We start from the raw sequence: 15,012 nt of genomic DNA on the forward strand, positions 1-15,012 counted from the left end.
TGGTGTTCCTGGATTCGGCGGGCAAGTATTCCCGTATCGGTGACGCTGAGCGCGTGCGCAAGTGGGTCACTGGCATGCCGGCTGCAGCCACACCGTCAGCCGCGGTGGTGCATGCCGTTATGCCGGCGCCGGCTGCGATTTCGCCGGCACCCGCCAAAGCTGCTCCGGCGGTGGAGCCCAAGGAAGAGGGCGGTGTGGAAGAGTCAGAGGTTGATGAGGTGGAAGGCCCCAAGCTGACGTCCTGATCGACGCGAACGTTTCAAAGCAAAGAGCCCGGCATTGCCGGGCTCTTTGCTTTGAAGGCGCAGAACTTATCCTCGATGGCCAAGCGCAGAAGAGATCTGCGACGCGGTGGACTTGAGCCGCTCCAGCCAGCTTTCCTCCAGCCGATCGGCGGGGGCCGAAATCGACAAACCGGCGACGAGCTTGCCTTGGTCGTCCAGGATCCCTGCGGCCATGCAGCGCACGCCCAGTTCGAGTTCCTCGTCGTCCCGAGCAGTGCCGTACTGCAAGACCTTGGAGAGTTCTCGCTCCAGGGTGTTCACGTCGGTGATGCTGTTGCGCGTGTGGCCGGCCAGACCAGTGCGCGTGGCATAAGCCCGAACTCGCTGCGAGTCGTCGTGGGCCAGGAACAGCTTGCCCACGGAAGTGAGGTGAAGGGGTGCGCGGCCGCCGACGGCACGCACGACCTGCATGCCTGAGCGTTCGCTGTAGGTGCGTTCGATGTAGACGATCTCGTCGCCTTGCCGCATGGACAGATTCACTGGCTGATGCGTCAGCTTGTGCAGTTCGCGCATGGGGCCCAATGCCGCATCGCGAACATCAAGACGTGCCTTGACGAGATTGCCGAGTTCCAGCAGGCGCATTCCCAGGCGGTAGCTGCCCGCTTCGGGTCGATCGACGTAGCGGCCGACCGTGAGGTCATTCAGGATGCGGTGTGCGGTGGAGGGGTGCAGCCCGGTCTGCTCGCTGATGAGCTTGAGTGAAATCGGGTCCTGATGCGAAGCGAGCAGGTCCAGCAGCGAAAACATTCGCTCAAGCACCTGGATCGCGGGCTTCTGATCCTCTTTGCTTTTCATGGGGCGCATTCTGACGCAGTTTCGCTAGATTTTGCATAGCGAAAACAGCGCAGGGCTCAATGGATTGACGCTGCGGCGGCGATGCCCGAGCGCACGGCGCCTTCGAGAGTGGCCGGGTAGAGGCCTTGGACGTAGTCACCCGCGGCGAACAGCGCCGGGAGAATGCGGCTCGCAGGGCGCTGAAGCTCAGGCGTACAGAGAAAGGTAGCGCGCTTCTCGGTGGTTGTGCGCAGCACGGAAAACGGGCTGGGCGATGCGTCGCCAAAAGCTTGCTGGGCCTGCGCCAGCGCGGCGGCGGTCACGGCGTCGGTGCCCTGCGCCACCCAGGCGGCTGCGCCGCTGACTACAAGAGCGATCACGCCATCCAGGCCGCTGATGGCGCCGAGATCGAATGCGAACTGGGCTGGGCGAGACGCATCGCTGTGCAAGGCCATCATGGGTTGAGGCAGGCGCCTGGCCGGACTCTGCAGATAGACCGTGACGATGGGTTCGTAGTGAAGCGCTGCTGCCTGGCGTGACCAACCTGGCGCGACTGCCGCGGTCAGCCGCGCGGCTTCGTTGGCCGTGCAGGCCAGCACGACGGCATCGGCGGCTTCGCCGTTGACTTGCCAAGTTTCGTCGCGCTCAAGGGAATCGGCGCGGGTCGACAGGTGGACCGTTGCGCCAGCCGCTGCCAACCAGTTCGCCGCCGGCTGAGGCCAGAGTGCGCTCAGGCGTTGGCGGGGCAGCAGAAGATCGGCGGAGCCTGGCCCTGAAAACAGTGCGTCCTTGAGCACACGCAGAAAAACCGTGGCGCTTGCTTGCGAGGCGGGCGTATTGAGCGCCGCTACGCACAAGGGGTCGAGTAACTCGTCTCGCACGGCCTTGGGCAGGTGGGCAGTGAGCTGGGCGACTGTCCATGCGGGAGCGCACTCGAAGCGCTGGATCGCCCAGCGCGTTGCCGTCGTCAGCAGCGCCAGCTTTTCGCGCCAGCGCCAGCCTGGGTAGCGCAGCACAGCGCTCGCAAAGGCCACGATCGGTGAGCCGGCATTCAACTGCAGGCCAGCGCCGTCCGGATAGGTGATGCGCAGCGGCGTGCGCAGCAGCGCCTGTTCGATGTCCACGCCCACCAGGCGCATCAATGAGAGCGTCTGCGAGTAGGCGCCGATCAGTATGTGTTGGCCGTTGTCGAGCACGGCATCGCCAAAATCGACCTGCCGAGCGCGGCCGCCGAGTTGAGGCGCCATCTCATAGAGAGTGACCTGATGGCCATGTCGCGTGGCCTCGACCGCGGCGGCCAAGCCGGCCCAGCCGCCTCCTATGACGGCCACACGCTTCGACGCAGTCATCAACGGCCTCGCCAGTTCGTGCGCAACGCGATCCAGAGTTTGCGCAATGGCGTCAGCGATGTGCGTTGGTGCAGCACCTGGAAGTTGTCGGCCTCGATCTCTCGCAGCAGCGTGCGGTAGATGTTTGCCATCATCAGGCCGGGCTTCTGGCTGCGGCGGTCGACCTCGGGCAGCAGTGCGAAGGCTTCGTCGTAGCAGCGGTGCGCGCGCTCAGCCTGGAATTTCATCAGCGCCGTGAAGCGATCGCTGTAGCCGCGGTTGAGTACTTCCTGCGCCTTCACGTCGAACTGCTGCAGCTCCGACACTGGCAGGTAGATGCGGCCGCGCCGAGCGTCGTCGCCCACGTCGCGAATGATGTTGGTGAGCTGCATGGCCAGCCCGAGCTTGTGGGCGTATTGCACGGTGACGGGCCGCGTGCGCCCGAAGATGCCGGATGCCACTTCGCCCACCACGCCGGCCACCAGGTGGCAGTAGCGCGCCAGGCCGGGGTAGTCGAGGTAGCGCGATTGCTCCAGGTCCATCTGGCAGCCGTCGATCACCGCACCCAGGTGCTCGGCGCGGATGTCGAAGGCCGAGGTGTGCGGCATCAACGCTTTCATCGTCGGGTGAGTGGGCTGGCCGGCGAAGCTGGTAGCGACCTCCTTGCGCCACCACGCGAGCTTGGTGGCCGCGACGCTGAGGTCGTGGACTTCATCCACCACATCGTCCACCTCGCGGCAGAAGGCGTAGAACGCAGTGATCGCTGCGCGCCGAGGCGGAGGCAGGAACAGGAAGGCGTAGTAGAAGCTCGATCCGCTTTGAGCCGCCTTGTCTTGCACGTATTGCTCGGGCGTCATGGTCGGGCCTCTCGCAACGATGACGGAACCGTGGTCTTCATGCGCAGAGCCCGCCAGATTACAACGGGCACGTCATGCCAGTGCAGCCGGGGGCGGGTCTGCAAGCTGCCGTATCGCAAACGCTCGATCTTTTCGACGATGCGCAGCCCGCCTTGCACTACGAGGCGCAGTTCCCACCCGGCACGGCCGGGCAGGGCGTGCACGAGCGGTGCGCCGGCGAGCATCATGTCTTTGGCCCAGCCGGTCACATCGGCAACCAGTGCGCGTGTGCTCGGCGTGTCTTCGCGCGACAGGAGAGCCGCTAGCGCGACGCCTTGACGAGCGCAATCTGCCAGCGGAATGTAGGCACGGCCACGCACGGTGTCGACGCTCAGGTCCTGCCAGAAGTTGATGAGCTGCAAGGCTGTGCAGATGTCATCCGACTGCCGCAATTGAAGGGCACCTTGCTCACCATACAGATGCAGCAGCAAGCGGCCGACCGGGTTGGCCGAGCGGCGGCAATAGGCCAGCAATTCGGTGCGGTCGGCATAGGTGTTCTGGTGCACGTCTTGCTCGAAGGCGCTGAGCAGGTCCTCAAGCAGACCAAGGGGCAGAGAATGGCGGTCGATCGCGATCTTCAGCGGGTTGAAGACGTTCTCCCAACGCGAAGACGGCGCAGCGCCGGTGAACGTGGCACGCAGGTCCTCGCGATAAGCACTAAGCGACGCCAGGCGTTGCGCGGGGGCCGCATCTCCTTCGTCGGCGAGGTCGTCCGCGGTTCGTGCGTACCAGTAGATCGCAGCCACCGCTGGGCGCAGCGCAGGTGGGCACAGCACCGAGGCAACGGGGAAGTTTTCGTAGTGATTGATGCTCATGACGCTTTGGTTTCGACGCGCATTGTCACCTTGGACACCGTTGCCAAATGCGACACGGGTCGGACGCAGAGAGTGTTTGACACCCCGGGATCACCCGAATACATTACTGACCAGTCAGTCAGTTGTGCTTTTTGTTAAAGCCTCTCACCTCCGTCCTGCCCCTTGTTTCACCCGTTCCCGATGAGGATTCCGATGCGATCCACGCTGATCTTTGCCCTGGCCGGCGCGGCCCTGCTGGCTGCATGTTCCAAACCCGAACCCGCGGCCGAACCGGTGCGCGCCGTGCGGACGCTGACCGTCTCGAACGGCGCAGCTGGCGGCACGCGCGAGTACGCGGCCGAGATCAAGGCCCGCACCGAGTCGCGCCTGGGGTTCCGGGTCGGCGGCAAGATCACGCGACGGCTGGCCAATGTCGGTGACACGGTGAAGGCGGGGCAGGTGCTTGCGCAACTGGATCCGCAGGACCTAAAGCTGGCACAGGAGTCGGCGCGCGCGGGGCTGTCGGCCGCGCAAACCAACCTGGACCTCGCGAATGCCGACTACAAGCGCTACAAGGACCTGCGCGACCAGGGCTTCATCAGCTCGGCCGAGCTGGAGCGCCGGGACACCGCGCTCAAGTCGGCCCAGGCTCAGTTCGACCAGGCGCGCGCGCAGGCCGGTGTGCAGGGCAACCAGGCCGCCTACGCTTCGCTGGTGGCTGATGCCAACGGCGTGATCACCGGCGTGGATGCCGAAGCAGGCACGGTGGTGTCGGCCGGTTCATCGGTCGTGCGCCTCGCCCAGGACGGCCCGCGCGACGTGGTGTTCTCGGTGCCCGAGGACCACGTCGGCGACTTGAGAGCGCTGGCCCGTCAGCCCGGCGCGCTGAAGGTCAAGCTGTGGGGCAGCGACCAAGCCGTCGCGGCCTCGATCCGCGAAGTGGCCGCCGCCGCCGACGTGACGACACGCACCTTCCAGATCAAGGCCGACATCGGCGTGCTGCCGGCGCGCCTGGGCCAGACCGCGACGGTGCTGATTGAATTGCCGCAGCGGTCGAACGTCGTGCGTCTGCCGCTGGCCGCGGTGACCGAGCTGCAAGGCCGCACTGCGGTGTGGCTGGTCGACAAGAACGACAAGGGCGCGATGGTCGTCCGGGCGCAGCCGATCCAGGTGGCGGGTGCGGACGGCAACACCGTGGTGGTGGCCGGCGGCCTGACTCCGGGGCAAGTGGTCGTCACCGCCGGGGTGCACGTGTTGTCTCCCGGTCAGCAGGTGAAGCTGTACGTCGAGCCAACGGCGCAAGGCGGCAACCCGGCTGCGATGGCACCCGCCAGCGCGGCGTCCCATTGAGCCACCGAGCGTCGAGACCACCCGAATGAGCAGCCAAGACACCCACGACGCGCCGACGTCGCGCTTCAACATTTCCCGCTGGGCACTGGAGCACCAGCCTCTAACGCGCTACCTGATGGTGGTGCTGATGTTGCTGGGCTTCGCCGCCTACTTCCAGCTGGGGCAGGACGAAGACCCGCCGTTCACCTTCCGCGCGATGGTTGTGCAGGCCTTCTGGCCTGGCGCCACCGCGCAGCAGATGGCCGAGCAGGTGACCGACAAGATCGAGAAGACCCTGCAGGAGGCGCCGTACGCCGACAAGATTCGCAGCTACACCAAGCCGGGCGAGTCGCTGACGATCTTCAACATCAAGGACAACTCGCCACCGAAGGAAGTCAACAACGTCTGGTACCAGACCCGCAAGAAGATCGGCGACATGCGCTCAACGCTACCGGCTGGCGTGATCGGCCCGGTCTTCAACGACGAGTTCGGCGATGTCTACGGTTCGATCTTCGCGCTGTCGGCCGACGGCTTCACCTATGAAGAGCTGCGCCAGCGCGCCGAGGAAGTGCGCCAGAAGCTGCTGAAGGTGCCCGACGTGGCGAAGGTGGCGGTGTTCGGCGCGCAGCCTGAGAAGATCTTTATCGAGGTCTCGCAAAAGCGACTGGCCTCGCTGGGGCTGGACTTCAACCAGGTGATCTCGCAGCTGGGCGCGCAGAACGCCGTCGAAGGCGCCGGCGTGATGAATGCCGGCAGCGACAACCTGCAGGTGCGCGTCGGCGGCCAGTTCAACTCCGTCGATGAGCTGAAGGTCTTCCCGATTCGTGCCACCAACCCAGCCACCGGCGAGTCGAGCACGCTGCGCCTGTCAGACATCGCGACCATCAAGCGCGACTACGTCGACCCACCCGCGGTGAAGGTGCGCCACCAGGGCCATGAAGTCATCGCGCTGGGCATCTCTATGGCGAAGGGCGGCGACATCATCGAACTCGGCAAGCTGTTGAAGGTGCGTATCGCGCAGATCCAGAAAGAGCTGCCGATCGGCATCGAGCTGTCGCAGATTCAGGATCAGCCCTCGGCCGTGACCACCTCGGTCGGCGAATTCGTGCATGTGCTGATCGAAGCCATCATCGTGGTGCTGGCGGTCAGCTTCATCAGTCTGGGCCTGCACACCAAGCCGCTGCGCCTCGACATCTGGCCCGGCCTGGTGGTGGGCATCACCATCCCGCTGGTGCTCGCGATCACCTTCGTGACGATGTTCTACTGGGGCGTCGGGCTGCACAAGATCTCGCTCGGCTCATTGATCATCGCGCTCGGCCTGCTGGTGGACGACGCGATCATCTCGGTCGAGATGATGGTGCGCAAGCTGGAAGAGGGCTACGACAAGATGCGTGCCGCCACCTACGCCTACGACGTGACGGCGATGCCGATGCTGACCGGCACACTGATCACCGCCACCGGCTTCCTGCCGATCGGGCTGGCCAAGTCGACCGTTGGCGAATACACCTTCGCGATCTTCGCGGTGACGACGGCGGCGCTGTTGATTTCGTGGGTGGTGTCGGTCTATTTCGTGCCCTACCTGGGCGCCAAGCTGCTGCACAGCAAGCCGAAGGTCCATGAAGGTGAGCAGGCGCATGAACTCTTCGACACGCCGTTCTACGCGCGCTTCCGCGCAGCGGTGAACTGGTGCGTCAAGCACCGCTGGATCACGATCGGCCTGACGATCGCAACCTTCGTTCTCGGCCTGGCCGGCATGGGCAAGGTGCAGCAGCAGTTCTTCCCGGATTCGAGCCGGCCGGAGATTCTGGTCGACCTGTGGCTGCCCGAGGGCGCCACCATTCAAGCCAGCGACGACGTGGCCCGCCGCTTCGAGGCTCGCATGATGAAGGAGCCGGGTGTCGTCGACGTGAGCACCTGGGTGGGCAGCGGCGTGCCGCGCTTCTACCTCCCGCTGGACCAGATCTTCCCGCAGAGCAATGTGAGCCAGGTGATCCTGATCCCGAAGGATCTGGCCACGCGCAACGCGCTACGTAACAAGCTGCCCGTGCTGCTGGCCGACGAATTCCCCGATGTGCGCGGCCGCGTCAAGCTGCTGCCCAACGGCCCGCCTGTGCCGTACCCGGTGCAGTTCCGTGTGATGGGCCCGGATGCGGCCGTCGCGCGGCATTGGGCCGACACGGCCAAGGAGATCCTGCGCGCCAACCCAAACATGCGCGGCGTCAACGACAACTGGAACGAGTCGGTGAAGGTCCTGCGTCTCGAGGTGGATCAGGACAAGGCGCGCGCGCTCGGTGTCACCAGCCAGGCCATCGCGACCGCGGCGCGCACCATCCTGTCGGGCAACACTGTCGGACAGTACCGCGAGGCCGATCGACTGGTCGACATCGTCGTGCGCCAGCCGCTGGACGAGCGCAACGCCATCACCGACATCGGCAACGCCTATCTCCCGACGGCCGGCGGCCGTTCGATCCCGCTGGCGCAGATTGCCAGGGTCGGCTTCACGTGGGAGCCGGGCGTGCTGTGGCGCGAGGGCCGTGACTACGCGGTCACGGTGCAGGGCGACGTGGTAGCGGGCATACAGGGTCCGACCGTCACGATGCAGGTCTGGCCCGAGCTGGACAAGCTGCAGAAGACGATGCCCGATGGCTACCGCATCGAGATCGCCGGCGAGGTCGAGGAGAGCAGCAAGGGCACCGGCTCGATCGCCGCCGGCGCCCCGCTGATGCTGTTCATCATGTTCACACTGCTGATGCTGCAATTGCACAGCTTCAGCCGTTCGATCCTGGTCTTCTTGACGGCGCCGCTGGGCATCGCCGGGGTGTCGGGAGCACTGCTGCTGTTGAACCGCCCGTTTGGCTTCGTTGCGCTGCTGGGGGTGATCGCGCTGGCCGGCATGATCATGCGCAATTCAGTGATCCTGATCGACCAGATCGAACAGGACCGCTCGCGCGGCGTGCCGACGTGGACCGCGATCGTCGAATCAGCGGTGCGGCGCTTCCGCCCGATCGTGCTGACGGCCGCTGCTGCCGTGCTGGCGATGATTCCGCTGTCACGGAGTGTTTTCTGGGGGCCGATGGCGGTGGCCATCATGGGTGGATTGGTTGTTGCCACCGTGCTGACGCTGCTGGCTTTGCCGGCGATGTATGCGGCCTTGTTCCGCGTCAAACCGGCCGATCAGGAGCAGGTGCCCGCAAGCAGCTAAAATCCGCGGCTCACCGAATTGCCCACCAAGAAGGGGTCGCTGCGGCGACCCCGCTTTCCTTTTTGACATACCGCGCGGGTGGCGAAATTGGTAGACGCACCAGGTTTAGGTCCTGACGCCAGCGATGGTGTGCGGGTTCGAGTCCCGCCCCGCGCACCAGCAACACAAAACCAGAGAGTCCAGAGAACCATGGCTGTCACTGTTGAAACCCTCGAGAAGCTCGAACGCCGCATCACGCTGACGCTCGCTGCCGACACCATCAACAACGAAGTGCAATCGCGCCTCAAGCGCCTTGCCCGCACGGTCAAGGCCGACGGCTTTCGGCCGGGCAAGGTGCCGATGAGCGTTGTCACCCAGCGGTACGGGTACTCCGTCCAGTACGAGGTGATGAACGACAAGGTCGGCCAGGCGTTCCAGCAAGCAACCAACGAGGCCAACCTCCGTGTCGCCGGCCTGCCGCGCATCACCGAGAAAGAGACTGCGCCCGAAGGCCAGATGGCTTTCGACGCCACCTTCGAGGTCTACCCGGAGGTCAAGCTTGGTGATCTGAGCAATGCCGAGATCGAGCGCGTCAGCACCGAAGTGACTGAAGCCGCCATCGACAAGACCCTCGACATCCTGCGCAAGCAGCGCCGCACTTTCGCGCAGCGCCCGCAAACCGAAGCGGCGACGGACGACGACCGCGTCACCATCGACTTCGAAGGCAAGATCGACGGCGTGCCGTTCGACGGCGGCAAGGCCGAAGGCTTCCAGTTCATCATCGGCGAAGGCCAGATGCTCGAGGCTTTCGAGAAGGCCGTGCGCGGCATGAAGACGGGCGACTCCAAGACCTTCCCGCTGCAGTTCCCGGATGACTACCAGGGCAAGGACGTGGCCGGCAAGGAAGCCGACTTCATGGTCACGCTCAACAAGGTTGAAGCCCAGCACCTGCCCGAAGTGAATGAGGCGCTGGCTAAGGCACTCGGCATTGCCGAAGGCACGGTCGAGGCGCTGCGCGCCGACATCAAGCGCAACCTCGAGCGCGAGGTGAAGTTCCGCGTGCTGGCCCGCAACAAGGCTGCCGTGATGGACGCCGTGGCCAAGAACGCCGAACTCGATCTGCCGAGCGCGCTCGTCAAAAGCGAAACCGACCGCATGGTCGAAAACGCCCGCGCCGACCTGAAGAAGCGCGGCATCAAAGACGCCGACAAGGCACCGATCCCCGAAGAGATCTTCAAGCCGCAAGCCGAGCGCCGTGTGCGCTTGGGCCTGGTGGTGGCAGAACTGGTGCGCGCCAACAATCTGCAGGCGAAGCCGGATCAGCTGCAGGCCCACATCGAGGAAATGGCGCAGAGCTACGAGAAGCCTTCTGAAGTGGTTCGCTGGTACCTGAGCGACCGCGAGCGCATGGCCGAAGTCGAAGGCGTTGTGATCGAGAACAACGTCACCGAGTACGTGCTGGCCAAAGCCAAGGTCACCGACAAGGTGTTGCCGTTCGATGAGTTGATGACCGGCAACTGATCGGCATCATTCACTCGTGCGAGGGGCGCCAGGCTGAAGGGTTTGGCGCCCTTTGCATTTGCCTGGGTATGTTTCTTCGAGGCGTCTCTTGACGCGACATAATCAGACCCAATGTTTCCCCGATCCAACTTCAAGGACCTTCGCATGAGCGCGCTGGACACACAAGGCCTGGGCATGGTGCCCGTGGTCATCGAACAATCGGGCCGTGGCGAACGGGCCTATGACATCTATAGCCGCCTGCTTCGCGAGCGGATCATCTTTCTGGTCGGCCCCGTGAACGATCAGACCGCCAGCCTCGTGGTTGCCCAGCTCCTGTTCCTGGAGAGCGAGAACCCGGACAAGGACATCCACTTCTACATCAACTCGCCGGGTGGCTCGGTGACGGCCGGCATGTCGATCTTCGACACGATGGAGTTCATCAAGCCCGATGTGTCGACCATGTGCGTCGGCATGGCAGCAAGCATGGGCTCGTTCCTGCTGATGGCCGGCGCGAAGGGTAAGCGCTTCTCGCTTCCGAATGCGCGCGTGATGATTCACCAGCCGTCAGGGGGTGCTCAAGGCCAGGCGACCGACATCGAGATTCACGCACGCGAGATCCTGAAAACGCGGGCGCAACTGAACAAGATCTACGCAGAACGTACCGGCCAGCCGCTGGAGAAGATCCAGGCCGACATGGAGCGTGACTTCTTCATGGATCCGGAAGAAGCCAAGAACTACGGTCTGATTGATCAGGTCGTTAACCGCCGCGCCGGCCCGCCGGCCGCAGGCTGACGCCGAAATCAGCCGGGCAAGACCCGTAACTGCGATCCAAACGGGGCCTTTATTACCTGCAAGGCCCCGTTTTCTTTTGCTCTATCATTCACTCAGCCTCTTCTACGCCTCAGTGCGCCCCCATACATGGCCGAAAAAAAAGGCTCCTCCAGCGAGAAAGTTCTTTACTGCTCCTTTTGCGGCAAGAGCCAGCATGAGGTGAAGAAACTCATCGCCGGTCCGTCGGTGTTCATCTGCGATGAATGCATCGAGCTTTGCAACGACATCATTCGCGATGAAGTCCCCGCCGACACGGCAGAAGCTCGGGCCGCCAAGTCCGACTTGCCAGTGCCCAGCGACATCAAGGCGAGCCTTGATCAATATGTGATCGGGCAAGACACAGCCAAGCGTACCTTGTCAGTGGCGGTCTATAACCACTACAAGCGCCTGAAGCACATGGCCACCACCAAGGACGAGGTGGAGCTGTCCAAGAGCAACATCCTGCTGATCGGCCCCACGGGGTCAGGCAAGACGCTGCTGGCCCAGACCTTGGCCCGCCTGCTCAACGTGCCTTTCGTGATCGCCGATGCCACTACGCTGACCGAAGCCGGCTACGTGGGCGAAGACGTCGAAAACATCATCCAGAAGCTGCTGCAGAACTGCAACTACGACGTCGACAAGGCGCAGCGCGGCATCGTCTACATCGACGAGATCGACAAGATCTCGCGTAAGGCAGACAACCCTTCGATCACCCGTGATGTGTCCGGTGAAGGCGTTCAGCAGGCCCTGCTGAAGTTGGTCGAAGGCACGATGGCTTCGGTGCCACCCCAAGGTGGCCGCAAGCACCCGAACCAAGACTTCCTGCAGATCGACACGACCAACATCCTGTTCATCTGCGGCGGTGCGTTCGATGGTCTCGAGAAGGTCATCCAAAACCGTTCCGAGAAGTCGGGCATCGGTTTCGGGGCCACCGTGCACACCAAGAGCGAGAAGCGGGTGTCAGAGGTGTTCCGCGAAGTCGAACCCGAAGACCTGATCAAGTTCGGTTTGATCCCTGAACTGGTGGGGCGTCTGCCTGTAGTTGCCACGCTAGGCGAGCTGACAGAAGACGCGCTAGTGCAAATCCTGACCGAGCCGAAGAATGCCTTGCTCAAGCAGTATCAGAAGCTGTTTGCCATGGACGGCGTGGAGCTTGAGATTCGCCCGTCGGCGCTGGCTGCGATTTCGCGCAAGGCCTTGGCGCGCAAGACCGGCGCCCGCGGCCTGCGTTCGATCATGGAGCTCAGCCTGATCGACACCATGTTCGAACTGCCCACACTGGACGGTGTGGCCAAGGTGGTGCTCGACGAGCACACCATCGAAGAGAACGCCAAGCCCCTGTTGGTGTATCGCGAGCAGGCCAAAGCGAGTGCCTGACCCCGCGTCGCTGAGACTGAGGATCCTGAATGGCCCGTGCGCAGTAAGGCGCGGGCACCTTGCAAATGAATGCTCGAGCCTTATGTGGGCTTGAGAAAGAGAGGTTCCAATGTCCGGACATCCCGTTTTGCCCGCTGAGCCCATCACGATGCCGCTGCTGCCGCTGCGCGATGTGGTGGTGTTTCCCCACATGGTGATCCCGCTGTTTGTGGGTCGCCCCAAGTCCATCAAGGCACTCGAAGCCGCGATGGAAGCTGGCCGTCAAATCATGTTGGTTGCGCAACGCGCTGCCGGCAAGGACGAGCCCAAGCCAGACGACATGTTCGAAGTGGGCTGCGTCTCGAGCATCCTGCAGATGCTCAAGCTGCCCGATGGCACGGTGAAGGTGCTGGTCGAAGGCATCCAGCGCGCCAACACACTGTCCATCAGCGACAACGGTGAGCACTTCATGGCCGAAGTGACGCCCGTGCCGCCCGAGGCTGATGCCAAGCCGGAGGTCGAAGCCCTGCGCCGCGCCGTGACGCAGCAGTTCGACCAGTACGTCAAGCTCAACAAGAAGATTCCCCCGGAGATCCTGACCTCGATCGCCGGCATCGACGACGCAGGTCGTCTGGCTGACACCATTGCGGCACACCTGCCGCTGAAGCTTGAGAACAAGCAGTCGGTGCTGGACCTGTTTGCGGTCGACAAGCGCCTCGAAAAACTGCTTGAGCAACTCGAACATGAAGTCGACATTCTTCAGGTGGAAAAGCGCATCCGTGGTCGCGTCAAGCGCCAGATGGAGAAGAGCCAGCGCGAGTACTACTTGAACGAGCAGGTCAAGGCCATCCAGAAGGAACTCGGTGACGGCGAAGAAGGCGCCGACATGGAGGAATTGGAAAAGAAGATCGTTGCGGCCAAGATGCCCAAGGAGGCCCGCAAGAAGGTCGATGCCGAGCTCAAGAAGCTCAAGCTCATGTCGCCCATGTCGGCTGAAGCCACCGTGGTGCGCAACTACATCGACACGCTGATCAACCTCCCTTGGACCAAGAAGACCAAGATCAAGCACGACCTCAAGCACGCAGAAGAAGTTCTCAATGAGGACCACTACGGTCTCGAGAAGGTCAAGGACCGCATCCTTGAGTACCTCGCGGTGCAGCAGCGCGTTGACAAGGTGAAGGCGCCCATCTTGTGCCTGGTCGGCCCTCCTGGCGTAGGCAAGACCTCGCTCGGTCAGAGTGTGGCGCGCGCCACCGGGCGCAAGTTCGTTCGCATGGCGCTGGGCGGCATGCGCGACGAGGCTGAGATTCGCGGGCATCGCCGCACCTACATCGGCTCCATGCCGGGCAAGGTGCTGCAGAGTCTTTCGAAGGTTGGCACGCGCAATCCGCTGTTCCTGCTCGACGAGATCGACAAGCTCGGCATGGATTTCCGTGGCGACCCGTCGAGCGCCTTGCTCGAAGTGTTGGACCCGGAGCAGAACCACACCTTCAGCGACCACTATGTCGAGGTCGACTTCGACTTGTCCGACACGATGTTCATCGCGACCTCGAACTCGATGAACATCCCGCCAGCCTTGCTGGACCGGATGGAAGTGATCCGCCTCTCGGGCTACACCGAGGACGAGAAGGTCAACATCGCGACGCGGTATCTGCTGCCGAAGCAACGCAAGAACAACGGCGTGCAGGACGCAGAGCTTGAAGTCACCGAGTCAGCAGTGCGCGGGATCATTCGCTACTACACCCGTGAAGCCGGTGTGCGGTCGCTCGAGCGCGAGATGTCGAAGATCTGCCGCAAGGTAGTGAAGGGCATTCAGCTCAAGACCTATAGCGACAAGGTGGTCGTGACCGATGAAAATCTGAACGACTTCCTCGGCGTTCGCAAGTTCAACTATGGCCAAGCTGAGAAGACCAATCAGGTCGGGCAGGTTGTGGGCTTGGCCTGGACCGAAGTGGGTGGCGATCTGCTGACCATCGAGACGGCAGTGATGCCGGGCAAGGGCAACATCATTCGTACCGGTTCGCTTGGCGACGTGATGAAGGAGTCGGTCGAAGCCGCTCGCTCCGTTGTGCGCAGCCGCTCGCGTAGGCTGGGTATCAAGGATGAGATGTTCGAAAAGCGCGACATCCACATCCATGTGCCCGACGGTGCGACGCCCAAAGATGGTCCGAGCGCTGGCGCTGCGATGACCACGGCCTTCGTCTCTGCGCTGACGGGCATTCCCGTTCGCGCCGATGTGGCGATGACCGGTGAAATCACGCTGCGCGGTGAGGTCACGGCCATCGGCGGCCTGAAAGAGAAACTGCTGGCCGCTCACCGCGGTGGTATCAAGACAGTGCTCATTCCTGAAGAGAACGCCAAGGACCTTCAGGACATCCCCGAGAACGTCAAGAACCACCTCGAGATCGTGCCGGTGAAGTGGATCGATCAGGTGCTCGAGGTTGCTCTCGAGTCCTTGCCGCAGGCTCTGGCCGATGAGGAGCCGCCGAAGGTCGAGGCCGTTAAAACCGACGGACCCGTTGCGCCGGTGACGTCCGAGTCCCTCAAGCATTGAAGTTCACGAGCTGGGCTTGCAAGCCCTGCTTTTTTCGGCCTATAATGCGAGCTTCGGTTGATTCTTGAAATGCTCTTAAAGCTGACAAGATTTGATCGAGGCACAAAGCGGGAGTAGCTCAGTTGGTAGAGCGCAACCTTGCCAAGGTTGAGGTCGCGAGTTCGAGCCTCGTCTCCCGCTCCAGATTTAAAAAAGGGAAGCTTCGG

At 63.1% G+C, this 15,012-nt stretch carries 10 protein-coding genes, 2 tRNA genes and 1 pseudogene; 9 read left to right on the forward strand and 4 right to left on the reverse strand.

Annotated elements, in window-relative coordinates; all coding sequences use genetic code 11:
• Positions 1-245, forward strand: a pseudogene (locus AC1DYS_RS31630) (hypothetical protein); the annotation flags it as partial.
• Between the two features lie 66 nt (positions 246-311).
• Here the strand turns inward: AC1DYS_RS31630 and AC1DYS_RS31635 are convergent.
• Genes AC1DYS_RS31635 through hpnC form a run of 4 tightly spaced genes read right to left on the reverse strand, consistent with a single transcriptional unit; the run spans position 312 to position 4,097 of the window.
• Positions 312-1,079 (reverse strand): IclR family transcriptional regulator, encoded by a 768-nt coding sequence (locus AC1DYS_RS31635; RefSeq protein ID WP_047484652.1) that lies wholly within the window; start codon positions 1,077-1,079, stop codon positions 312-314.
• 56 nt (positions 1,080-1,135) lie between these two features.
• Positions 1,136-2,407: a hydroxysqualene dehydroxylase HpnE gene (gene hpnE / locus AC1DYS_RS31640; protein ID WP_477905976.1), complete on the reverse strand. Its 1,272-nt coding sequence runs from the start codon at positions 2,405-2,407 to the stop codon at positions 1,136-1,138.
• Positions 2,407-3,243 carry a presqualene diphosphate synthase HpnD gene (hpnD, locus tag AC1DYS_RS31645; protein ID WP_477905978.1) on the reverse strand — a complete coding sequence of 279 codons (837 nt, stop codon included), beginning with the start codon at positions 3,241-3,243 and terminating at the stop codon, positions 2,407-2,409. The genes hpnE and hpnD overlap by 1 nt, the downstream gene beginning before the upstream one ends.
• Positions 3,240-4,097 carry a squalene synthase HpnC gene (gene hpnC / locus AC1DYS_RS31650; protein ID WP_477905980.1) on the reverse strand — a complete coding sequence of 286 codons (858 nt, stop codon included), beginning with the start codon at positions 4,095-4,097 and terminating at the stop codon, positions 3,240-3,242. The genes hpnD and hpnC overlap by 4 nt, the downstream gene beginning before the upstream one ends.
• Positions 4,098-4,289: 192 nt before the next feature.
• On the opposite strand from hpnC, the gene AC1DYS_RS31655 reads away from it, so the two are divergent.
• The 8 genes from AC1DYS_RS31655 to AC1DYS_RS31690 all read left to right on the forward strand — a co-directional run bounded on the left by AC1DYS_RS31655 (position 4,290) and on the right by AC1DYS_RS31690 (position 14,989).
• Positions 4,290-5,426, forward strand: coding sequence for an efflux RND transporter periplasmic adaptor subunit (locus AC1DYS_RS31655; protein ID WP_477905982.1), 1,137 nt, complete (start codon positions 4,290-4,292; stop codon positions 5,424-5,426).
• A 25-nt stretch (positions 5,427-5,451) separates the two neighbouring features.
• Positions 5,452-8,607 carry an efflux RND transporter permease subunit gene (locus tag AC1DYS_RS31660; RefSeq protein WP_477905984.1) on the forward strand — a complete coding sequence of 1,052 codons (3,156 nt, stop codon included), beginning with the start codon at positions 5,452-5,454 and terminating at the stop codon, positions 8,605-8,607.
• A gap of 72 nt (positions 8,608-8,679) precedes the next feature.
• A tRNA-Leu gene (locus AC1DYS_RS31665) sits at positions 8,680-8,766 on the forward strand.
• A 30-nt stretch (positions 8,767-8,796) separates the two neighbouring features.
• Positions 8,797-10,107 (forward strand): trigger factor, encoded by a 1,311-nt coding sequence (gene tig, locus AC1DYS_RS31670; RefSeq protein ID WP_477905986.1) that lies wholly within the window; start codon positions 8,797-8,799, stop codon positions 10,105-10,107.
• A gap of 144 nt (positions 10,108-10,251) precedes the next feature.
• Positions 10,252-10,878: an ATP-dependent Clp endopeptidase proteolytic subunit ClpP gene (gene clpP, locus AC1DYS_RS31675; protein ID WP_047484832.1), complete on the forward strand. Its 627-nt coding sequence runs from the start codon at positions 10,252-10,254 to the stop codon at positions 10,876-10,878.
• 126 nt (positions 10,879-11,004) lie between these two features.
• The gene (gene clpX, locus AC1DYS_RS31680) at positions 11,005-12,273 is read left to right on the forward strand and encodes an ATP-dependent Clp protease ATP-binding subunit ClpX (protein WP_047484667.1); all 1,269 of its coding nucleotides are present in this window, start codon (positions 11,005-11,007) and stop codon (positions 12,271-12,273) included.
• 109 nt (positions 12,274-12,382) lie between these two features.
• Positions 12,383-14,806: an endopeptidase La gene (gene lon / locus AC1DYS_RS31685; protein ID WP_477905989.1), complete on the forward strand. Its 2,424-nt coding sequence runs from the start codon at positions 12,383-12,385 to the stop codon at positions 14,804-14,806.
• Between the two features lie 107 nt (positions 14,807-14,913).
• Positions 14,914-14,989 (forward strand) — tRNA-Gly (locus tag AC1DYS_RS31690).
• Positions 14,990-15,012 lie beyond the last annotated feature (23 nt).

It is taken from the genome of Rhizobacter sp. P2_G4 (assembly GCF_056403575.1).

Bases quoted from the DNA above. Each gene is read 5' to 3' on its own strand.
- AC1DYS_RS31635 (WP_047484652.1), bottom strand. From the start codon at position 1,079: ATGAAAAGCAAAGAGGATCAGAAGCCCGCGATCCAGGTGCTTGAGCGA.
- hpnE (WP_477905976.1), bottom strand. From the start codon at position 2,407: ATGACTGCGTCGAAGCGTGTGGCCGTCATAGGAGGCGGCTGGGCCGGC.
- hpnD (WP_477905978.1), bottom strand. From the start codon at position 3,243: ATGACGCCCGAGCAATACGTGCAAGACAAGGCGGCTCAAAGCGGATCG.
- hpnC (WP_477905980.1), bottom strand. From the start codon at position 4,097: ATGAGCATCAATCACTACGAAAACTTCCCCGTTGCCTCGGTGCTGTGC.
- AC1DYS_RS31655 (WP_477905982.1), top strand. From the start codon at position 4,290: ATGCGATCCACGCTGATCTTTGCCCTGGCCGGCGCGGCCCTGCTGGCT.
- AC1DYS_RS31660 (WP_477905984.1), top strand. From the start codon at position 5,452: ATGAGCAGCCAAGACACCCACGACGCGCCGACGTCGCGCTTCAACATT.
- tig (WP_477905986.1), top strand. From the start codon at position 8,797: ATGGCTGTCACTGTTGAAACCCTCGAGAAGCTCGAACGCCGCATCACG.
- clpP (WP_047484832.1), top strand. From the start codon at position 10,252: ATGAGCGCGCTGGACACACAAGGCCTGGGCATGGTGCCCGTGGTCATC.
- clpX (WP_047484667.1), top strand. From the start codon at position 11,005: ATGGCCGAAAAAAAAGGCTCCTCCAGCGAGAAAGTTCTTTACTGCTCC.
- lon (WP_477905989.1), top strand. From the start codon at position 12,383: ATGTCCGGACATCCCGTTTTGCCCGCTGAGCCCATCACGATGCCGCTG.